Annotated in this window: 21 protein-coding genes; 17 read left to right on the forward strand and 4 right to left on the reverse strand. The window is 37.4% G+C overall.

Features of this window, described 5'->3' with window-relative positions; genetic code table 11:
- Position 1 precedes the first annotated feature (1 nt).
- A complete protein-coding gene (locus ACFFIX_RS05745) occupies positions 2 to 1,498 on the forward strand; it encodes a leucyl aminopeptidase (protein ID WP_378931479.1) in 1,497 nt (498 codons plus the stop codon).
- 278 nt (positions 1,499 to 1,776) lie between these two features.
- Positions 1,777 to 3,114 carry a Na+/H+ antiporter family protein gene (locus tag ACFFIX_RS05750; protein ID WP_378931481.1) on the forward strand — a complete coding sequence of 446 codons (1,338 nt, stop codon included), beginning with the start codon at positions 1,777 to 1,779 and terminating at the stop codon, positions 3,112 to 3,114.
- Between the two features lie 34 nt (positions 3,115 to 3,148).
- Here ACFFIX_RS05750 and ACFFIX_RS05755 read toward each other — a convergent pair whose 3' ends face one another.
- Positions 3,149 to 3,292, reverse strand: coding sequence for a hypothetical protein (locus ACFFIX_RS05755; RefSeq protein ID WP_378931483.1), 144 nt, complete (start codon positions 3,290 to 3,292; stop codon positions 3,149 to 3,151).
- A gap of 376 nt (positions 3,293 to 3,668) precedes the next feature.
- Complete coding sequence (locus ACFFIX_RS05760; protein WP_378931485.1) at positions 3,669 to 4,262, reverse strand: biotin transporter BioY; 594 nt, start codon at positions 4,260 to 4,262, stop codon at positions 3,669 to 3,671.
- A 103-nt stretch (positions 4,263 to 4,365) separates the two neighbouring features.
- Between ACFFIX_RS05760 and ACFFIX_RS05765 the strand changes: the two genes are divergently transcribed.
- Positions 4,366 to 4,962, forward strand: a complete 597-nt coding sequence (locus ACFFIX_RS05765; protein ID WP_378931488.1) for a sulfite oxidase-like oxidoreductase — start codon at positions 4,366 to 4,368, stop codon at positions 4,960 to 4,962.
- A 97-nt stretch (positions 4,963 to 5,059) separates the two neighbouring features.
- Here the strand turns inward: ACFFIX_RS05765 and ACFFIX_RS05770 are convergent, their stop codons facing one another.
- Both ACFFIX_RS05770 and ACFFIX_RS05775 read right to left on the reverse strand, forming a co-directional pair.
- On the reverse strand, positions 5,060 to 5,251 hold the full coding sequence (locus ACFFIX_RS05770; protein ID WP_378931490.1) for a hypothetical protein: 192 nt from the start codon (positions 5,249 to 5,251) through the stop codon (positions 5,060 to 5,062).
- A 53-nt stretch (positions 5,252 to 5,304) separates the two neighbouring features.
- The gene (locus ACFFIX_RS05775) at positions 5,305 to 6,240 is read right to left on the reverse strand and encodes a DMT family transporter (protein WP_378931492.1); all 936 of its coding nucleotides are present in this window, start codon (positions 6,238 to 6,240) and stop codon (positions 5,305 to 5,307) included.
- Between the two features lie 355 nt (positions 6,241 to 6,595).
- Between ACFFIX_RS05775 and ACFFIX_RS05780 the strand changes: the two genes are divergently transcribed.
- The 14 genes from ACFFIX_RS05780 to ACFFIX_RS05845 all read left to right on the forward strand — a co-directional run bounded on the left by ACFFIX_RS05780 (position 6,596) and on the right by ACFFIX_RS05845 (position 22,180).
- The gene (locus ACFFIX_RS05780; protein WP_378931494.1) at positions 6,596 to 7,582 is read left to right on the forward strand and encodes a LacI family DNA-binding transcriptional regulator; all 987 of its coding nucleotides are present in this window, start codon (positions 6,596 to 6,598) and stop codon (positions 7,580 to 7,582) included.
- A 250-nt stretch (positions 7,583 to 7,832) separates the two neighbouring features.
- Entirely contained in the window at positions 7,833 to 8,738 is a 906-nt protein-coding gene (locus tag ACFFIX_RS05785) for an ABC transporter permease (protein ID WP_378931928.1), read from the forward strand.
- Positions 8,739 to 8,751: 13 nt separating this feature from the next.
- Entirely contained in the window at positions 8,752 to 9,627 is an 876-nt protein-coding gene (locus ACFFIX_RS05790; RefSeq protein ID WP_378931497.1) for a carbohydrate ABC transporter permease, read from the forward strand.
- A 27-nt stretch (positions 9,628 to 9,654) separates the two neighbouring features.
- The gene (locus tag ACFFIX_RS05795) at positions 9,655 to 11,268 is read left to right on the forward strand and encodes an ABC transporter substrate-binding protein (protein ID WP_378931499.1); all 1,614 of its coding nucleotides are present in this window, start codon (positions 9,655 to 9,657) and stop codon (positions 11,266 to 11,268) included.
- Positions 11,269 to 11,345: 77 nt separating this feature from the next.
- Positions 11,346 to 12,821, forward strand: coding sequence for a glycoside hydrolase family 32 protein (locus ACFFIX_RS05800; protein ID WP_378931502.1), 1,476 nt, complete (start codon positions 11,346 to 11,348; stop codon positions 12,819 to 12,821).
- Positions 12,822 to 12,960: 139 nt separating this feature from the next.
- Positions 12,961 to 13,839: a phosphotransferase gene (locus ACFFIX_RS05805; protein WP_378931504.1), complete on the forward strand. Its 879-nt coding sequence runs from the start codon at positions 12,961 to 12,963 to the stop codon at positions 13,837 to 13,839.
- A gap of 456 nt (positions 13,840 to 14,295) precedes the next feature.
- Positions 14,296 to 15,339, forward strand: a complete 1,044-nt coding sequence (locus tag ACFFIX_RS05810) for a PTS sugar transporter subunit IIC (protein WP_378931506.1) — start codon at positions 14,296 to 14,298, stop codon at positions 15,337 to 15,339.
- A 19-nt stretch (positions 15,340 to 15,358) separates the two neighbouring features.
- A complete protein-coding gene (gene sdaAB, locus ACFFIX_RS05815) occupies positions 15,359 to 16,021 on the forward strand; it encodes an L-serine ammonia-lyase, iron-sulfur-dependent subunit beta (protein ID WP_378931509.1) in 663 nt (220 codons plus the stop codon).
- 30 nt (positions 16,022 to 16,051) lie between these two features.
- Positions 16,052 to 16,930: an L-serine ammonia-lyase, iron-sulfur-dependent, subunit alpha gene (gene sdaAA, locus ACFFIX_RS05820; RefSeq protein WP_378931511.1), complete on the forward strand. Its 879-nt coding sequence runs from the start codon at positions 16,052 to 16,054 to the stop codon at positions 16,928 to 16,930.
- Between the two features lie 723 nt (positions 16,931 to 17,653).
- The gene (locus ACFFIX_RS05825; RefSeq protein ID WP_378931513.1) at positions 17,654 to 18,337 is read left to right on the forward strand and encodes an RraA family protein; all 684 of its coding nucleotides are present in this window, start codon (positions 17,654 to 17,656) and stop codon (positions 18,335 to 18,337) included.
- A 15-nt stretch (positions 18,338 to 18,352) separates the two neighbouring features.
- On the forward strand, positions 18,353 to 19,231 hold the full coding sequence (locus ACFFIX_RS05830; protein ID WP_378931515.1) for an NAD(P)-binding domain-containing protein: 879 nt from the start codon (positions 18,353 to 18,355) through the stop codon (positions 19,229 to 19,231).
- A gap of 60 nt (positions 19,232 to 19,291) precedes the next feature.
- Positions 19,292 to 20,644, forward strand: a complete 1,353-nt coding sequence (locus tag ACFFIX_RS05835; protein ID WP_378931518.1) for a TRAP transporter large permease subunit — start codon at positions 19,292 to 19,294, stop codon at positions 20,642 to 20,644.
- 15 nt (positions 20,645 to 20,659) lie between these two features.
- Positions 20,660 to 20,935, forward strand: coding sequence for a hypothetical protein (locus ACFFIX_RS05840; protein WP_378931520.1), 276 nt, complete (start codon positions 20,660 to 20,662; stop codon positions 20,933 to 20,935).
- A gap of 54 nt (positions 20,936 to 20,989) precedes the next feature.
- Entirely contained in the window at positions 20,990 to 22,180 is a 1,191-nt protein-coding gene (locus ACFFIX_RS05845) for an MFS transporter (RefSeq protein ID WP_378931522.1), read from the forward strand.
- Positions 22,181 to 22,217 lie beyond the last annotated feature (37 nt).

The following is a 22,217-nucleotide window of genomic DNA, read 5'->3' on the forward strand; positions in this document are numbered from 1 at the left end:
AATGTTCCATGTACATAATGAATTACACTTTAACGAAGAAAACGAAACATTAATTATTGGATTGTTTCAACAAAACAACCAGCTATCAGGTATTGTAGGACAATTAGATGAAAGTCTTGGTGGTCAGATTACTACCTTGCTGAAAGACGGTGATCTATCAGCTAAAAGAAAAACCATCACAAAGATACATACTTTAGGTCAAATTGCAGCGAAACGCCTTTTCTTTGTTGGACTTGGAAAGGAAAAGGACTTTAATTTTGAAGATGCAAGAGAAGTATTTGGCAAACTCTTTAAAAGTATACAAGACGCAAAACTCCAAAACATAACGATTGCGCTTGATACATTTGTGACTGAAACTATAGATCCAAATGAGGCTGCGCATGCTCTTGCAGAAGCTTGTCCATTATCAACATATAAAATTATCGATTATAAGCAAAGATCCAATGAACCAGAGAAGAATATTGAAAGCATCCGAGTTATTTCAGAAGCTGATGTTGACGAAATCCGTTCAAGCTTATTTGTCGGCTATACATTTGGAAAAGGAACAAATACAGCTCGAACTCTTGTAAACATGCCAGCAAATATCTTAACGGCAACCGAGCTTGCGACAATATCTGTGGAACTTGCTGAGAAATACGATTTTGAGCATGAAGTTTTAGAAAAAGAAGACATGGAAAAGTTAGGAATGGGTGCACTCCTTGCCGTTAATCAAGGTTCAGTAGAGCCCCCGAAGATGATTGTCTTGAAATATCAAGGTAAAGAAGAATGGGACAATGTAATTGGATTGGTTGGGAAAGGTGTAACGTTTGACACTGGCGGCTATTCAATTAAATCAAAAGACGGTATTGTTGGGATGAAAACAGATATGGGCGGTGCAGCAGCCGTCATAGGTGCTATGGAGATTATTGGTGAACTAAAGCCGGAGCAAAATGTTGTAGCAGTGATCCCAGCAACTGATAACATGATCAGCGGAAGTGCATTTAAACCAGATGATGTGATCGTCTCAATGAGCGGAAAAACGATTGAAGTCTTAAATACAGACGCAGAAGGACGATTAGCTCTTGCAGACGGAATTACCTATGCGAAGCAACATGGAGCCTCTTATCTTGTGGATGTCGCAACATTAACTGGGGGTGTTATCATTGCTCTTGGAACCGACACAACTGGCGCAATGACTAACAATGAAGAGCTATTTGAAAAAATTCTTCAAGCATCACATGAATGTGGGGAGCCAGTGTGGCGTCTTCCAATTACAGAAAAAGATAAAAAACGTGTTAAGAACAGTAAGATGGCAGACTTAAATAATTCACCTGGACGAGAAGGTCACGCAATTATGGCCGGTACGTTTTTAGGAGAATTTGCAGAGGAAACTCCATGGGTTCACCTTGATATTGCCGGAACCGCTACATCTCCAAAAGGAGACGATCTCGGACCATCAGGTGCTACAGGTGTAATGGCGAGAACGCTCGCGGTTTTTGTTGAGCGCTTTGAAGACTGATTTCGATGATGGTAACCTAAACTAAAATAGAGTATGAAAAACGCATGAGGCCTCCTCGTGCGTTTTTCTATGTAAGGTTCTTGTTGAATTATGGAATTTTTTTAGAAAACTCGATGATAAAAGTGGTTAACTTAAAGTTAGTTTTAAAATATTCCTTTAGTTCACTAACACAATAAAGTTTTCGTTGACACTTATTCTACAAATATGTTAATTTAATTCTATTGTTATTTTATTTCTCTACCATATTAGCAAACTAAAGTATTTTGGAGGGTATATAGATGAATGCGGTAATTATTGCAGTTGTAGTCATGCTTGTGTTAAGTCTTCTCAGAGTAAATGTTGTGTTTGCACTTGTTGCTGGTTCATTAGTTGGAGGTATTACAGGTGGACTTGATGTAAAAACAACGATTGATACATTTACAGGTGGATTAGGAGGAAATGCTACTGTTGCTCTTAGTTATGCCTTGTTAGGTGCATTTGCTGTTGCTCTTACAAAAACAGGTCTTCCTGATGCGATGGTTGATGGAGCGATCAAACTAGTTGGACGCGACGGAGAATCACGTCGAAAATCACTTTCTAAAGCTCTTCTTATTTTAATAATTTTAATCATTTCTATTTTTTCTCAAAATGTTGTTCCCGTGCATATTGCATTCATTCCAGTTCTTATTCCACCATTATTAAAAGTGTTAAATGAACTAAAGGTGGATCGTCGTCTAATTGCAACGGTGATTACGTTCGGATTAATTACCCCATATATGTTTTTGCCAGTGGGATTCGGCGGAATTTTTCATGGTATTTTACAAAGTAACATGGCTGATAGCGGGCTAACGATTCAGCTATCAGATATTCCAAAAGCGATGTTGCTTCCTGCGATTGGAATGGTTGTCGGTTTACTAATTGCCGTTTTCTTTTCGTATCGTAAAAAAAGAGACTATGAAACACTTGAAGTAGCTGATCAAGAATTAAGCAGCAACACATATACAAGAAAAAGTCTGGTTTTTGCGGTTGTGGCAATCCTTGTTTCTCTATCTGTACAATTGTTTTTATCACAGATTCTTGAAGTTGAAGGCATGATATTTGGTGCACTTGCGGGACTGGTTGTCGTCTATCTAAGTGGGTCCTTAAAGTGGAATGAAGCAGACGCATTATTAACTTCTGGAATGAGAATGATGGCATTCATAGGTTTTGTCATGATTGCAGCTTCTGGTTTTGCTGCTGTTTTAAAAGAAACTGGGCATGTAGAATTGCTAGTTGAAAATTCAGCACAGTTAATTGGTGGAAATCAATCAGTGGGAGCATTATTGATGTTAGTTGTTGGATTGCTTGTGACGATGGGCATTGGTTCATCGTTCTCGACGATTCCAATCATTACAACGATTTTTGTGCCGCTTTGTATGGAGCTAGGATTTAGTCCAATGGCAACGATTGCGGTAGTCGGAACAGCAGCAGCTCTTGGAGACGCGGGTTCGCCAGCTTCTGATAGCACACTTGGTCCAACATCCGGTTTAAATGCCGATGGAAATCATAATCACATCTGGGACACATGTGTACCTACGTTTTTACATTACAATCTTCCCCTAATCCTGTTCGGGTGGATTGCAGCAATTCTTTTATAAAATAGAAAAAAACCTTCTTTTAGAAGGTTTTTTTCTATTTTAATCTCTCCAGTAACTCCTTGTCATCCATTTCTAGAATTACTTCAGCTTGATATGAATTCTTTTCAAGTATATGTGCTTCATGTTTCTCTCGTTCGACTTGGTTTAAGAAATATTTTTTCAACGTAAGTTTGTTCACTAAGATCAACTCCTGTTACTTTATTTATTATTTATATATTGCCCAAAACTAGTAACTTCTAGACATCAAAACTATGAATATTTTCGAAAGTAGAGAAATTTGTTGTTTTTTACAAGTATTTCGCATATTCCTAATCTGATAGATTTCGGCAAACCCTTTACTTGTTCAACAAGTAGTACTCCCATAAAATAGGATATGGACGGTATCTTATTAGGTTCCACTTACTTAGAAAACGTATTATCGAAGGAGGAAAATCTGAGCATTACATATAGAGGGGAAGAGAAAAAGGCGCTTGCGCTGGATTCAGAACCGTATTTTAAATTCTTATAGTGTAGGAAAAGAAGGCTGGCGAATCAGAGCGCCAGCCTTCACTTTATTATGCTGCTTTTGGTCGTCCCAAGCCTGTTGCTTTTTGTACGGCGCTGTAAATTCGAGGAGCGATTGTCGCACCTGCAACAGTAAAGATAACATCTTTCACCATGAACCAAGCCATTACAATCCATGCTGCTGAGTAAGACATTGGAGTTCCAAGCCACACGTTTAATGCTAACCACATATAAGTAGTTCCAATTAAATAGATAAGTGCAATTCCTACGAATGAAGCAGTAAAGAATGTAACGAGGTTGGGTTGTTTTTTCAACTCAACAAGCTTGCCAACTACATAAGCAGTTGCGATATAGGATATAATGAAACCGCCTGTACTACCAAAGATAACACCGATTCCCCCACTAAACTGAGCGAAAACCGGGGCTCCTGCAATTCCAACTAGTGCATAAACAAACATAGATAAAGCACCTAAACGACTTCCGAGCAAAAGACCTGCTAAAATACAGAAAAATGGCTGCATGGACAAAGGTACACCTGCTACTTCTAAAAATGGCGCCCAAGAGGTAATATTAGCACCAACAGCCATTAGTGCTGCAAACATACCGACTAAAGTTAAATCTAACGTACGAAACCCTTTTTTCATATGAACATCCCCTAGTGTATGTTGTGTATATAAAAAAGAGTAATAGAATCGTGATTATATGTCAACATAATTTTAAAACAAGTTAACATAGGAGCTGGAGTACATGTATTTTGGTAAACAAAGAAAAGCAGAAGGTTCTAATCGAATTCCTCCAAACCAAAACGTTACGACAAAATTCCCGGTGCTTCATGCTGGAAATGTACCTCATTATGAAGATCTTTCAAAATGGAATCTCCAAGTGTACGGTTTAGTGTCTACGCCAAAACTTTTTTCGTATGAAGACCTTATGTCGCTAACACAGGCTGAAGTAAGCGATGATATCCATTGTGTAACTGGGTGGTCAAAGCTTGATACAAGTTGGCAAGGTGTAAAAACAACTGAAATTGTCAGAGAGGTAGGAATTAAAGAAAAAGCAAAATACGTCATTTTACACGCTGAAGAAGGATGGACCACAAATCTTCCCCTAGAAGATTTTTTAAAAGAAACAAGTCTTTTGGCACACTCCTTTGGTGGTAAACCACTAACACCAGAGCATGGTTTTCCATTAAGGGCTGTCATTCCGCATTTATACTTTTGGAAAAGTGCAAAATGGCTACGTGGTATTCAATTTACAGAGCATAATCATCCTGGATTTTGGGAGCGAAATGGATATCATATGGAGGGGGACCCGTGGAAAGAGCAGCGTATGAGCTGGGATTAATAAAAAAAAGTGATCAGGTCCACATGAATTAGCGGTCCGTTACTTTAAGCAAACTAACTAAAAGACCAAACAGAAATCGTTTGGTCTTTTAGTTTAATTAACCTTGCTCTAAACTGTTTACAGTTTGGCTACACTGCTGTAATGCATTTTCAACCACTTGTAGTGATTGCTCAATTTGTTCACGATTTTGGTTTTTCTCGACAGTTTGTAGTGCACTTTGTAAGCTTTCCTTCGCATTGTTTAATGCAGAAAATGAATCTTGAACATAGCCACGTGCATTTTTTTGCATGATGATGCCTCCTCGCGAATTTTTCTGTTTAGTATGCAACAATTTGGCTGTTTTTATGAATCAGAAGTCTGGTTCCTTTGTTTTTCTTTGAGGATATTTGTGCCAATAACCCCGATAATGATAAGTGCAGCACCCACCCAATGATAAAAATAAATCTTTTCATTTAAAAAAGTAGCTCCTGCAGCAATCGAAATCACTGTCGCGATGTTAGCAAAAACACTCATTTGGGAAGCCGGAATTTTGGACAACACATAGTTGGCTAAAAAGGAAGTAAGCAGAGTGGCAAGAACACCTAAGTAAAACGTTGAGATAAGAAAAGAGCCGTTACCCCAAAGACTTAAGTAGGTAGCAACATCTCCTGCATTTAGATGATAGAAAAGCGCGTAGCCATTAAAAAAGAGGAATCCAAACGATACCATAATAAAGCTGAGTTGCAAGGGTGAGTAATTCACGGTTAAGTGACGAGCTAAAACCGTGTAGCCTGCAATGGACAAACATGAAATGAATAAGTATCCAAATCCAAGAAAGTTGTCTACTTCAACGACATTTCCTTTCATAACGAAAATATAAATAACACCAAGAACTGATAACATAATAAAAATCCCTTGTTGCCATGTTGTTTTTTCCTTCAAAAAAACCGACGCAAAAATCGTAATAAAGATTGGAGATAAGCTTAGAATAATTCCTCCTTCTGCAGACGAAGCATAAACAAGTCCAAATGTTTGGAAGGAAAAAAACATCGTCGGGTAAAACAGTGCTAGGAGTAAAAGGGAGGAAAATTCTTTCTTCGATAAGCCCTTTAAACTTATTGGCTTCCTACGAAGGATGATCATCACAAATGTGATAGCCAAAAAAGCAAGTGTAAACCGAAACGAAAGTGTATCGATTGGATTAGATGAGTTAAGGGCAATTTTTGTAAACAAAAACGACAACCCAACAATGGTAGCGTTTAAAATTGCTCCTATGTAGGCAAGATATTTTACATTCATTTAGAATCAGCCTTCTTTCTCTCCTAACGTTGTTCTTAGCTAATTCTATTCCCTAAATTGACAGAGAATAACTGAATATAACGACAATAACAGAAGGTTAGCATATAAAAAACTTATAAGATATCTAGATTTTCTTTATAAGTTTTTAAGGTACCCTTTTTATTAGGGCAAAAAGTTGTCAGATTAACTGCTCGATAGATAGAAAAAAATTATTAATTGGTAGAGTTCTTGTTCTTTTCTATAAAATTAAAATGTGTGGTAACATTATGTTCGTAAAATATGTATTATTATGAATTTATTTAGATAGTTAGCGATTTATTTTTTATTGGTCATGGACCCTAGGAGGAAGTATGAAGTGAAACCGAAAATTGAAGATGTAGCAAAGCTTGCTGGTGTTTCACCAACAACTGTTTCAAGAGTTTTAAACAATCGTGGCTATATAAGTGATAAAACGAGAAAAAAGGTCCAAGAATCAATGGAGGAATTAAATTATTTTCCTAATGAGGTTGCTAGATCATTGTTTATTAAGAGAACCTATCTGATTGGACTTGTTTTTCCAACGACAAGTAATCCCTTTTATGGTCAACTAATTTTTCATCTAGAAAATACTTTTGCTTCTTTTGGATATAAAGTATTGCTTTGTAATAGTCAAAATCGAGAAGATAAAGAGAGAAACTATTTGCAAATGCTTCAGAGGAATCAAGTGGATGGGATCATTTCGGGAGCTCATAATAGGGGAATTGAGGAATATGAAATTCCTAAGTTACCGATTGTAGGAATTGATCGATATTTATCAAGTTCGATACCAGTAGTTTCGAGTGATAATTATGATGGGGGGAAGCAAGCGACTGAGCTTTTACTATCGAAAGGGTGTAAAAAAATTATCCATATTAATGGACCGGGCTTTCTTGAAACTCCAGCTAATTTACGAAGAAGAGCTTATGAAGATGTTATGGTGGCTAATAATTTAACTCCTCTTACATATGAACTCCCATATAAGGGATCACAAGAAATGATCATACAAACGATAAAAAATTTATTTGATGAAAATCCAGGTGTAGATAGTGTTTTTGCCAGTGATGATACAATTGCCGCGAAGGTCATTAGCGAGGCAAAAAATAGGGGAGTTCTTATACCAACAGACTTAAAAGTAATTGGTTATGATGGTACTGATACAACAAGAATGTTACTTCCTGAATTAAGTACAGTGCAACAGCCTATTAAGAAGATAGCAGAAAAGGCAGTGGAGATCCTAATTAAACAAATAGAAGAACAACCTGATGAAATCCAACTTGAAACAATTTTACCTATTACATTAATTGATAGTCAAACAACAACTTAATGGGATAGTGGAGGGAAATAGTAGACTTAGTCCCCCCACTTAAAGTTGATTGAATTGTTTAAAATTTTTTTTGAAAAAATATGTCAACCGGTTGACATATGAAACCGATTGACATACAATCATTTTGTAAGGGTTTTCAAAAGAGGTTACAAGATTATGAGATATAGATAAGGGGGTTTAGAGATTGCAAGAATTAATTAGAAATAAAACTCAAACTAACACAGATAGCCCAAACAAAGCTGTATATAAAATGAAGCGCAATATTGAGTACATTAAGAAAAATTATCTTCTTTATTTACTAATTGCCCCTGCTGTTATCCTAACGATTATTTTTAAGTATATACCAATGTATGGAGCAACTATTGCATTTAAAGATTTTAGCCCAATTAAGGGGATCACGGGAAGCGAATGGGTTGGATTTAAGCATTTTATAGGTTTCTTAACATCACCTAATTTTATGGATATTTTTATGAATACGCTTAAATTAAGTTCGTTTGAACTATTGATAGGTTTTCCTATTCCTGTAATATTGGCGCTCATGTTAAATCAGCTGAGAAAATCAAACGTAAAAAAGAATATTCAATTAGTTCTTTATGCCCCACATTTTATTTCAGTAGTAGTTATTTCGGGGATGGTGTTCCTTTTTCTTTCACCAACTGGACCTATTAATGCACTATTATCTATTTTCTTAGATAAGCCTGTTTCGTTTATGTCAGATCCAGACGCATTTAGGTCCATCTACATTTGGTCTGGAGTATGGCAAGGTGCTGGGTGGGCGTCCATTATATATGTAGCAGCACTTGCAAACGTTGATCCGCAGTTGCATGATGCAGCGACTGTAGACGGGGCATCACTACTCCAACGAATTTGGCATATTGACCTCCCAACACTGAAACCAGTAATGGCTGTGCTATTTATTCTAGCCGCTGGTGGAATCATGGCCATCGGTTTTGAAAAGGCTTACCTGTTACAAACAGCAATGAATATGCCCTCTTCAGAAATCATTCCAACCTATGTATATAAAAGAGGATTACAAGCTGGAGATTATTCATTTGCCACTGCAGTAGGATTATTTAACGCAATAATTAATGTGTTTTTACTAGTAGTAGTCAATAAAGTGGTGAAAAAACTAAACGAAGGCGAAGGTCTTTTATAGAGGAGGATAAAGTGTGAATAACTCAAAAAATGACAAACTACTACTTCTAATTAATAAAGTCTTATTAAGTGTAATTGTAATAATAGTTGTTTCCCCTCTTTTATATGTATTTCTCGCTTCCTTTTTAGAACCTAATTCTTTACTTAAAAAAGGACTCTTGCTTAGTCCCTCCGATTGGACTTTTGAAGGGTATAAAAGAATCTTTTCGGATGGAACAATCGTTAGAGGGTTCATTAATTCTATTCTATATTCGGCTGGATTTACCATTGTGACAGTTATAGTTTGCATACTTGCAGGCTATACGCTATCAACTGAGGGTCTAGTTGGTAAAAAGACGATTATGGTATTTTTTATAATTACAATGTTTTTCAATGGGGGATTGATTCCAACCTATTTAGTTGTAAAGGATTTAGGAATGCTTAACACAATTTGGGCGATTATTATCCCTAATGCAATCAATGTTTGGTTTATTATTCTTGCAAGAACTTACTTTAAATCGATCCCAAAAGAGTTGAAGGAAGCAGCACGAATAGATGGTGCATCTGAATTTCAAATATTCCTGAAGATTGTATTTCCATTATCTAAACCAATCATTTTTGTTATCGCTCTATATGCGTTTATTGGACAATGGAATGCTTATTTTGATGCGATGATTTATCTTGAGGACCGAGAACTATATCCGTTGCAATTGGTTTTACGCTCAATTTTAATCCAAAACGAAGTACAGCCCGGCATGATTGGGGACCAACTTGCTAGAGCTGAGCTCCAAAGAATTTCAGAGATGATTAAATACTCATCCATTGTTATTGCTAGTTTACCTTTAATCATTATGTATCCATTCTTCCAGAAATACTTTGAAAAAGGTGTTATGGTAGGATCTTTAAAATAAAATATTAAAAAAGGTGAGGGGTTTACTATGAAAAAAATGTATAAAACAATGTCGGGTTTGTTGATTTCTGGACTGTTAGTTGCTTCAGGCTGTAGTAATGAAACCAGCAAGAGTGCTTCTACAGAGGATTATGAGCTAACAGATGTATCGTTTCCACTGAAAGAAGAAGTAACATTGAAATTTATGACACAAAGTTCTCCGTTAGCCCCTTCTGATCCAAATGAAAAACTAATTAACCAACGTTTAGAAGAAAAGACAGGAGTCAGTGTTGATTGGAAGAATTATACGTCGGATTCATTTATTGAAAAAAGAAATTTAGCAATTGCTAGCGGTGAACTTCCGGATGCTATTTTAAATGCAGGTTATACAGATTATGAGTTATTAAAACTAGCAAAAGATGGAACGATCGTTCCAGTTGAAGATTTAATAGAAAAGCATATGCCTAACTTAAAAAAAGTGTTAGAGGATGCGCCAGAGTATAAAGCGATGATGACTGCTCCTGATGAACATATTTATTCTTTCCCATGGATAGAGGAACTAGGATCAGGTAAAGAAAGTATTCATTCTGTAGATAATTTTCCTTGGATAAATGTCGAATGGTTAAATAAATTAGGCTTAGAAATGCCAAAGACTACTGAGGAATTAAAAGAAGTATTAATTGCGTTTAAAACACAAGATCCAAATGGTAACGGGGAAGCTGATGAAATCCCAATGTCATTTATTATTAATGATGGTGGACAAGATTTATCTTCCCTTTTCGGATCTTTTGGTCTGGGAGATAACTGGGATCATACGGTTGTAAGTAATGATGGAAAAGTACTTTATACATCAGCAGATGAAGGCTATAAAGAAGCTATCAAATTTTTCAACGAATTATTTAATGAAGGATTAATAGATATAGAGGCTTTTGAACATGATTGGAATGCGTACCTTGCAAAAGGGAAAGAAAATCGCTATGGTTTGTATTTTACTTGGGATAAAGCGAATATTACTGGTATGAACGACAAGTATGATCTTATGCCGGCTCTTGAAGGCCCAGATGGACATAAAAATGTAGCAAGAACAAATGGAATGGGCTTCGACAGAGGAAGAATGGTCATTACAAGTGCAAACAAAAACCTGGAATTAACAGCAAAGTGGATCGACCAGCTCTATAACCCGGTTCAATCTGTTCAAAACAATTGGGGTACGTATGGGGATGAAACAAAACAAAATATTTTTGAATTTGATGAAAGTGCTAATATGTTAAAGCACCTTTCTTTGGAGGGAACAGCCCCAGTAGAACTAAGAGAGCAAACATCTATTGGCGGGCCTTTAGCTATACTTGATGAATACTATGGTACTGTGACAACTAAACCAGACGATGCAGCTTGGAGATTAGGATTAATGAAGGATGTTATGGTTCCTGACATGAAAGCTGACAATATTTATCCTAGAGTGTTTTTCTCACTAGAGGAGTTAGATAAAATTTCTACTATTGAAGCCGATTTAAAACCTTATGTTGAAAGAAAGAAAGCAGAGTGGATTTCAAACGGAAAAGTGGAAGAAGAGTGGTCTGAGTATTTGTCTGAGCTAGATCGATTAGGTTTACAAGAATGGTTAGAAATTAAACAAGTAGGTTATGACAGAAATCAACAATAATTAAAGAGAATGAGGCTGTACAGTGTTTTAGAGGTACAGCCTTTTAATTAATAATATCTAAAAAAAGGAGCAATAAAATGACAGCAAAGTTTAAAGAACAGCACAGGCCACAATTTCATTTTTCACCTGAGGAAAAATGGATGAACGATCCTAACGGGATGGTGTTTTTTAACGATGGGTATCACTTGTTTTATCAATACCACCCATACGGCACAACCTGGGGGCCAATGCATTGGGGGCATGCGGTAAGTAAAGATTTAATACATTGGGAGCATCTTCCTATTGCGTTATTTCCTGATGAACACGGGGAAATTTTCTCAGGTAGTGCAGTTGTTGATTGGAATAATACATCAGGATTCTTTGGTGATCAACCAGGATTGGTAGCAATTTATACAAGTGCGGGCACGTATCCTGATTCTAATCGCCCAAGACAAAGACAAAGCTTAGCGTACAGTAAAGATAATGGAAGAACATGGGTGAAATATGAGGGGAATCCGGTTCTATCGGATGTGAATATAACGGATTATCGTGATCCTAAAGTTTTTTGGGATAATGATACAAATAAATGGGTCATGGTATTAGCTACCGGACAATCAGTAACAATATATACTTCTCGAAATTTAAAAGATTGGAAGTTTGCAAGTGAATTCGGAAATAAAGCAGGTTCACATGACGGAGTTTGGGAATGCCCTGACTTATTTAAATTACCAGTAGACAATAATCAAGATAATCAGAAATGGGTGATGATTGTTAGCATTGGTGATAACGGTGAATCTAAAGAAGGTTCTAGAACCCAATACTTTATTGGACAGTTTGATGGAACAACTTTTGTAAATGATTATGATGATGCGACGATACTTTGGTTAGATTATGGAAGAGATAATTATGCTGGTGTAAGCTGGTCTGATGTAAAAGATGGGAGAAGAATTTATCTTGGATGGATGAGCAACTGGCGGTATGCGAATCAAGTTCCAACAAATTCGTTTCGAAGTGCTATGACACTTCCGAGAGAATTATCATTAGTTTCTGGAATTGAAGGAGTTCGTTTGGTGCAAAAAACTGTCTCTGAAATCAATGCTATAAGAAAAGAAACTGTTTCTCATCAAGAAAAGATCATTGCAGCAAATCATCCAGTATCAATTCCATTAAATAATAAATTAATCGAAATGACTATTCAATTTGAGAAAGTAACCTCAAATCAATTTGGTTTAATCGTTCAACACTCTGAAACTGAAAAAACCAGTATAACTTATGATGTATTAAAGGAAAAGTTACTAGTTGACCGATCCAATTCTGGAAAAAATAGCTTTTCAACATCCTTTCCAACAGTGCAAGAGACACCATTGAAGTTGAAAAATAATATAGTGAAACTTCAGTTATTTATTGATACATCATCAATAGAGGTGTTCGTAAATGATGGTGAAGTTGCTGTTACTAGTTTAATATTTCCGAGTGAGGCAGGCCAAGAGTTGATTTTGTTTTCGAATGAAGGAAATACTATTGTCTCAGATTTTAAAATAACTGAACTAAATTCAATTTGGAGCAGTAAGTAATAGTATGGGATGAGCTCTAACCAGTATGCGGTTAGAGCTTTATTATTTATTGTGAGCACTTTTCAAACAGATGATAGTTGAGAATTATGGTTTCACTTTATAACAACTTAAAAATAGTGATAAAGGGTGGGATATTACAATGGTTATCGAAGAGATAATTCATGAAAATCCACTTCTCAATAGTGGATTAATTTCGTTAGAGCCACTAAATGGTGGTTTAAATAATCAAACATATAAAGTTATTACAAAACAAAAATCGTTTGTTGTACGAATTAATGGAAAACAAAACGAGTATTTAAATGTTACTAGAAGATCGGAAGTAGATATTATGGAAAGGGCTGCTAGAGAGGGTTTTGCTCCAAAAGTCCTAATCGCAAACAACCCGGAAAAGTATGTAGTTACTGAATTTATTGATGGTCAAATGATTTCACCGGACAATCTTAATGATGAAAATACGAAAAAATTAATCATCAGTCACCTGAAAAAGATACATGCTATGAAAGATAACGAACGTCAATGTTCCCCCTATTATTTTATTGAACGCTATATCTGTGGTGCTGATGAGTTGAACGTAAAGCATCCGCATGGGTTAAGTCCATTTCTGAAAAAAGCGGAAGCAATCGCACATAAACGAAGCTATGATAAACAATTTAATGGAAGGTATTGTCACAACGATTATTTTACAGTAAACATGCTCTCATCTGGTCCAGATCTTTATATTATTGATTGGGAAATGTCAGGAAGTGGAGATGTTTTCTTTGACTTAGCTACCATTCCTTTTTCAAACAAGTTTTCGGAAGAACAGGAGAAAGAATGGTTAAAGCTTTACTTTGAAACCTATGAAGATGAACAATTTGAGATTCTTCAAGAACTGAAGTTTATGCATATGGTTAGAGAATGTGCATGGGGAATGTTTTACAGTGGACTAGATGAAAAAAAGATAAATCATGATTTTAACTATTACAAACATACACTCTATGTACTTGAACGTCTGCAGCAAGGTTTTAATTACTTATAAACAGTACCATTTTCACTAGTGTTGCATAAAAACAGTTAATTAAAGTTTGAGCATGCTAATTTCAATATTTATGTCAAAAAGAACTTGAAAGACACTACCCATCTAAAAATGGGTAGTGTCTATTTTATAGTATTGTACTATTAATTCACTGAGTGACAACGACAGACTAACTGTAATGATGCCTCTCTTATTATTGCCCCACAATTCCTTTAATAGAAGATTATCCTATAAAATTGATACATTATTATGAAAAAAGTGAATTCTACAAATCTTTAAGATACATAAAATTTTATTTAATCACTATATTAATTATGTTATGATAGTGGAGCTGAAAGCGAGTTTGCTTTAGAGAATATTTTTAAAAAGCACTTTTAATAGCGAGTTTTTTGCAAGCGTTTACAATTTTTTGGTGATACCGCAATTTTTAAAAAATTACATCAAAGAGGAGAGAGACAATTGGAAATATTAAAAGGAACTGTTTTACTATTACTCGTTTTATCTTTTTTCACATTGTTTAGTTATAAAGCCCCAAAAGGGATGAAAGCAATGGGAGCTCTTGCAAGTGCTGCAGTTGCTGCATTCTTAGTCGAAGCCTTTCAAAAGTATGTTGGTGGAGATTTAATAGGCATTGATTTTTTTGGAGAGGTCGGGACAGCTGCTGGTGGAATGGGTGGCGTTGCGGCTGCCGCGTTGGTAGCTCTTGCGTTGGGAGTTTCCCCTGTTTACGCGTTGATGCTGGGTGTATCCTGTGCAGGATTAGGCTTATTACCAGGATTCATTGCCGGCTATCTTGTTTCCTTTCTTGTGAGAAAAATCGAGGACAAAGTGCCAGCTGGTCTTGATCTAATTGTCACTATTATTGTAGCAGCTCCTCTTGTCCGATTAATTGCAGTAAATGTAAGTCCTCTTGTGGATGCAACTCTTCTAAATATTGGTGGAATTATTGCAGAGACTGCGAATAGCAATCCAATCGTAATGGGGATTATTTTAGGTGGTGTCATAACTGTTGTTGCAACTGCACCTTTAAGCTCCATGGCGTTAACAGCTATGCTCGGGTTAACAGGTCTACCAATGGCAATCGGTGCTTTAGCGGTTTTTGGTTCTTCCTTTATGAACTACGTATTGTTTGATCGTTTAAAATTTGGGAATAGAAGAACAACAATTTCGGTTGCGATTGAACCACTAACACAAGCAAATATCATTTCAGCGAATCCAATACCAGTTTATGTAACAAACTTTTTTGGTGGAGCAGCAGCGGGGATTGTCGTTGCCATGTCGGGTTTAATCAACAATGCACCAGGTACTGCAACTCCAATTGCCGGTCTTGCTGTTATGTATGGGTTTAATGATCCTTTAAAAGTGACGATTACAGCTCTTATTTGTGCGACAGTGGGGGCGCTAAGCGGATTTCTAGGGTCGATCATATTTAAAAACTATAAAATTCGGACATTGGCTGATTTAAATAAGCAAGATACTCAACCAATTAAAGAAGCAGCTTAAAAAAAAGGGTGATGGAAAGATGAAGTATCGATCAGCTTTTGAAATAATCGGACCAGTAATGATAGGCCCTTCTAGCTCACATACAGCTGGTGCAGCTCGAATCGGCCGAATGGCAAGAACCTTATTTGGAAAAGCACCAACAAAAGCGGTTATTTCTTTATACGGGTCATTTGCGAAAACCTATAAAGGCCATGGAACAGACGTAGCGATTGTTGGCGGTATACTTGACTTTGATACATTTGATGAGAGAATTCCAAGCTCATTAAAACTAGCAGAAGAAGCAGGAATAACGATAGAGTTTACGATTGAAACTGCCGTAACTGATCATCCGAATACAGTCAGGATTAAATTATATGATGCAATAAACGAACTTGAATTAGTGGGTATTTCAATCGGTGGTGGAACAATTGAAATTATTGAATTGAACTCCTTTCAACTTAAACTCTCTGGAGAATATCCAGCGATCTTGGTCGTGCATCAAGACCAATATGGAGTCATTTCAAGTGTCACAAACATTCTTGCAAACTATCAACTCAATATCGGTCATATGGAGGTTTCCCGCAAAGAAAAAGGAAATATGGCAATGATGGTGATCGAAGTTGATCAAAAATTCGATAGCAAAGTAATAAAAGAGATTGGAAAACTACCAAACATTATCCAGACAATTCGAATGGTTGATTAATGTTGGTTTACGAACAGGAGGGCTTGAAACATGTTTAGAAGCGTAGCAGAACTTGTTGAGCTAGCCGAAAACAAGCGAGTGAAAATAGCAGAGATCATGATCCAACAGGAAATTGAGGTTACGGGACGAACAAGAGAAGAAATTCTTATGCAAATGGATCGAAACTTAACGGTGATGGAGCAGGCCATTGAACGAGGTCTTAAAGGTGTTCAATCTGTCTCAGGATTAACAGGTGGAGATGCAGTATTATTGCAAAATTATATGAAAAGCGGGAAAGCACTAACGGGAAATCTTTTATTAGATGCAGTTAGCAAGGCTGTTGCGACAAATGAAGTTAATGCGGCAATGGGAACGATTTGTGCAACTCCAACAGCAGGTTCGGCAGGAGTTGTCCCTGGGACATTGTTCGCAGTCAAGGAAAAGTTAAATCCAACTCGTATGGAAATGATTGAATTTCTATTCACATCTGCAGCTTTCGGATTTGTAGTGGCTAACAATGCGTTTATTTCAGGAGCAGCTGGTGGATGTCAGGCAGAAGTTGGTTCAGCAAGTGGAATGGCAGCTGCAGCAATAGTTGAGCTAGCTGGTGGAACACCTGCTCAATCTGCTGAAGCAATGGCAATTACCTTAAAAAATATGCTTGGCCTAGTATGCGACCCTGTCGCAGGTTTAGTTGAAGTGCCATGTGTGAAAAGAAATGCAATGGGTGCTTCAAATGCTATGACAGCAGCAGATATGGCATTAGCAGGTATTACAAGCAGAATCCCATGTGATGAAGTAATTAATGCTATGTATTTAATCGGGCAATCAATGCCTTCTGCCTTAAGAGAAACAGCAGAAGGCGGTCTAGCAGCAACTCCAACAGGGAAACGACTCGAACAGGAGATATTTGGGAAAAAGAGAAGGTAATCTTTCTCTTTTCTTGAGTTTTGAAGAAATATCTTACTAATCAATACAAATACATTTAGAGCGTTTAGTCTTACTGACTAAACGTTCTATTTTTGTTGTGAAACTTGATCGTTTTGTTACTACAATCGTGGTTTTAAGATGTTTATTCTCATTCCATTAGAGAATCGACCACACAAACTAATCACCTCGTATTTATTGTACCAATACTTCCTTAAACAAAAAAATATCTTTCTTCTATGGAAGGATCTAGAGAAGTTACATATCGTTTAGCCAATCCCCCGCTAGATTATACGGACAAATACAGCTTCAAGTGAAAAAACTAAAACAGTGAAGGGGTTATTTAGAAATGGTACAAAGGTTCATATACTTCATATACCTTTCAAACTCTGCAAAGGAACTCATTATATTAAATATTAACCTTCCTGTAGGTTAGGATTCTTTAGAAGCAAAAAACTTTGATTTATTAAGGATGTAATCATGCATAAACGAAAAAAACAAAAAGGTTCCTAAATTGCTATTAGCTATTCTTCTATTTTCTTCACACAGGGGTTATTTTATGGTTTATAACAATCGGAAAATAAAAAACAGTTTACAACAAGAAATATCGATGTTAACATTTTATCAAGTAGTAATAAATATTACTTTATTATAAAAAGTAGTTATTTTTACTACTTTAATTTCAATTTTCATGTAACCGCTATCATTAGGAAGGAAGTGAGGAGAATGAGTTATACAGCACCACTTTTACCAGAAACAATAATTGAACAAGCTAAAAAATTAAATTCAACACTTATCTCTGATGCGTTGGGCTGCACGGGGTCAATGGATTACAGAGTGAGACCTGTAGCATCAGGGATGAAAGTGGTCGGAACTGCTTTAACCGTAGATATGAGAGCAGGTGACAATCTGTTTTTGCACCAAGGTATCTATTGCGGCAGAGAAGGATATGTGATCGTTGCTGATGGAAAAGGACATACGGAAAATGCATATCTTGGCGAATTAATGGCGGGAGCTGCGAAAGCTATTGGGTTAGAAGGAATAGTCATTGATGGGCTTGTTCGTGATAAAGAAATGCTGGGTGAAATAGGGCTACCGATCTTTGCAAAAGGTTTTATTCCAAATGGTCCATTTAAAGAAGGTCCTGGCGCGATCAATATACCAATATCATGCGCGGGAGTTGCCGTTTATCCAGGTGATTTAATCGTCGGTGATGAAGACGGCGTAATTGTTGTACCTAAAGAAAAAATTGAGGATGCACTCGCGAAAGCAGAAGCGAAACTTAAATATGAAGAAAAACGTCTGCAGATGATTGCTAGTTATGAAGAGAAACGAAAAGGAGGAAGTACAGATGGAATCAGCATTGCCCCAGCATGGCTTGCCGATAAAATTAAAGAATTTGGATTTTAAGGAGGAGAAGCACATATGCATTTAGGATTTATTGGATTCGGGGAGGCCGCCTTTGAATTGGCGTCTGGTCTAAATGAGCAAGGAATCGAAAAAATGAAGGCATATGATCCACTCTGGAATGTGCCAGAATACAGCGAACTTGTACGAAGTCGGGCTGAAGAGTCACACGTTACAATTGTGGAATCATCAGAAGAAGTGCTTATAGATGTAGAAGCGGTCATTGTTGCAGTACCTGCAGACAAGGCGCTAGAAGTAAGCGCACAGCTAATGTCACATCTAAAAAATGGAAGCATTTATATTGATGTTTCAGCAGCCAATCCGGATGTCAAAAAGCAGATTTCGTCTAACATAAACAAATGTGGCGGGAAATTTGTGGATGCGGCAATGATGGGACCGCTGCCAGTTTATAAACATAAAGTGCCGATTCTCGCCAGCGGTGACGGAACCGATGTTTTTATTGAAATGATGTCTTTATTCGGTATGAATATCGAGAAGGTTAGCGAAATGCCTGGTGAAGCAACTGCGGCAAAATTAATTCGCAGCATTTATATGAAAGGAATCGTTGGGCTGTATATTGAATTGTTAGAAGCTGCTCACCATTTTAATGTCGAAAAGCTTGTCATTGATTCACTCAGTGAAACGATTAACGGCCGTGAATTTGAAGAAACCATGAATCGGCTCGTGACCGGAACGGCACTTCATGCAACGAGACGTTCGATTGAACTTGTCGGCACAATTGATATGCTAGAATCAGTCAATCTTGATTCATCGATGTCGAAAGTAGCAAAAGCCAAAATTGAAAAACTTGCTTTATTAAATTTGAAAGAGAAGTATCATGGAGAAAAGCCAGAACACTGGCGGCAAGTAATTGAGGCACTTAAAGTAACAACATAATAAAAGCGGCGAACAATGTTGCCGCTTAATACTCGTAATATTTAGAAAGAAGGTGTATGTATGGGCGTTGGAATCTGGGCGTTACTCGTATTTATTGGCATAATTGTTTTTTGGAACCTAGTATTAAAACGTAATATAGCGGAGGCAATGCTGGCCGGTTTTATAGCAACTTCTTTGTTTGGGGGTACAAAAGTCTTTGATTTAATATGGAGCGGTCTTGTTTTTGCTGGTACAAATGAAGTTTTATACGCGTCTGTCGCGTTTGTATTTATGGCGTATGTCATTGATCATACTGCAATCATTGCCAGTCTCGTGAAAATATTGAACTCTTTACTTGGCCGGCTTCCCGGTGGAGCTGCATACGTTGACACGATCGCATCCGCAGTTATGGGAACGCTTGCAGGATCAAACTCAGGAAATACGGCAACGACAGGTTCCATTACGGCACCGTGGATGGTTCAGTCCAAATTCAGTCGGGAACGAGCAGCTACCATTGTAGCCGGTAATGGTGGTCTCGGCGCGGCATTACCACCTAGTGCGTCGATGTTTATCATGCTAGGATTCGCGCCGATTGCAGCAGTTGTATCCGAGGGAGACTTGTATGTAGCCCTGTTTATTTCAGGTGTTTATCAAGTTATTTATCGTGTATTCTTAATCATGTATTTTGTTAAGCGTGACAATATTAAAACAATTTCACCGGAGTTTATTCAGCCGCTGAAAGAGGCGTTCCGAACAGGTTGGAAGTCAACATTGATTTTCTTTGGAGCATTAATTCCGATTGTCGTTACGATTGGACCGCTTGCAGAAAGTTTTATGGCAAATCCGAATATCGGGGAAGACGCAATGGACAGCATTTCACTTATCACGTGGATACCGATTTTAATCATTTTGATCAGCATGATAGTTGGCTGGACAAAGCTACCGAAATCAGCAGAGGGTTGGTTTGACTTTTTAAATAAAGCGATTCCTCGCTTTTCAACGATTGGTGCATTGCTTGTCTTCGCTTATGCATCCAGCCAAGTGCTGACAGATCTCGGTCTTCCAGAAGATTTAACAACTGTAATGGGCTCTATATCCATTTCTAAATGGCTAATGGTGCTGTTAATTTCGCTACTTGTTGCACTTGTTGCTGGTCCGTTGTCATCAACGGCCACTTTAACAGCCATTGGAATGGTCGCTTTTGCGGCAATGGTATCGGCGGGAGTTGATCCTTTGCTTGCAGTAGTCGCGATTCTCGTTTTTGCATCCACAGAAGGTGCGTCGCCGCCGGCTTCCGGATCGATCTTTATTGCGGCCTCGCTTGCAGGTGCAAGTCCCGAAAAGACATTCGTCCCACTAATTGTATATTATGTTGTCCCTATTTTATTAATCGGTTATTTAATTGCAATGGGTATCTTGCCAGTGCCAATCTAAAGGAGAGTGGAAAAAGTGAGAAAGATTATCGCCTTTTTATTTAAAACGTGTCTTGTGTTGTTTTTAATCGGTGGGACGTGTCTTGTCCTTGGTCAGCTGGCTGGTGTCCTGTTGCAAAATGGTGATTTAATTGTGAAAACTTGGGATTTGTTTGCGAATCCAACATTCATAATCAGTGCGATTGCCGGTATTTTCGGTTTCATTCTCGGTTATTACCCTAAAGAAATAGTGAAAGAAGAGGATGCCTATTCTTCAGATGAATTCAGTGAAAAATTAGAACATGTTCGCTAAAATAAAGCAGGCAGACGAATCCAACCGGATCCGTCTGTTTTTCCTTTTTCATGTATGATAAAAGGGAAGGGTTGGGTTTATGTGACAAAAGGAAGAACAATAAATAAAAATCTTGTTTTTATATGTACGGCGTTGTTTATGGTGAGTATTGCCGGAAGCAGACCGCTTATTTCGCTGTATGCCGATGGACTTGGGGCAAGTCATGCTGAAATTGGCGTCATTGTCGCGTTATTTTCATTTTTTCCGTTGTTTTTATCGATTCAATCGGGAAAAATTATTGACTGTGTCGGTGTTAAAGGACCGCTGATTGCAAGTGTTGTATTGGGCATTTTATCAATGGTCATTCTAAGTATTTTACATAATTTAACCGGCGTGTACATTTCACAAATCTTTGCCGGTCTCGCTCAACTCGTGTTTGTCTTGTCGATGCAGGCCTATGCAGGTCAATTTCCGAAAAGCAAACTGCGTGAATATTATATTACGGTATTCAGTATTGCTGTTGCGGCGGGCAGTTTTGCCGGACCACTCTTTTCAGGTTTCTTAACCGATTCGATCGGTTATAGTACCACTTTTTTAACATTAAGTTTCGTGTTAGTGGGAATGCTCCCATTGTCTTTATTTTTTTCAGGGCAAAAAGCGATGTCGATGCAGGATAAAAGGAATGAGCAAAATTCATTTCAATTGCTGCGCATACCTGATTTACGAAAAGCGGTGCTGGTCAGTTCTGTAGGGCTGTTGGCAAAAGATACATATATTTCCTTTTTCCCTTTACTTGCAGCAGAAAATGGTTTGTCTGCTTCAGCGATTGGTGTGATTATTGCGCTGAATGCGGGGGCGGGAATGTTTATCCGAAGCTTATTACCATGGGTAGCCCAACATTTAAAGAGGGATGTAATCATTACCATTTCGATTCTCGTTTCCGGTGTCATGTATTTGTTGAATCCATTATCCGATCATGTACTATGGCTGAGCACTTTATCTATCATTCTCGGTTTTTGTACGGGTATTTGTCAGCCTTTATCCATCTTTGCAACAATTATTACTTTGCCTAAAGAGCGTGTGGCTGAAGGGCTAGGGCTTCGTTTAACGTTTAATAAATTGACTCAGATTGTTGGTCCGCTGTCATTAGGATCGTTATCCTCCGTTGTTGGGATGCCTGGTATCTTTTATACGTGCGGAGCAATAATTTTAATGGGGTCTTTTCATCCGGACAAGCTTCTTTTTTACAAGAAAGAGAAATCGTGATATTATTTTCTCGAGTGAAAAAAGGTGGAAAATTTAC

Source organism: Metabacillus herbersteinensis (assembly GCF_042433335.1).
Taxonomy (GTDB): Bacteria; Bacillota; Bacilli; order Bacillales; family Bacillaceae; genus Metabacillus; species Metabacillus herbersteinensis.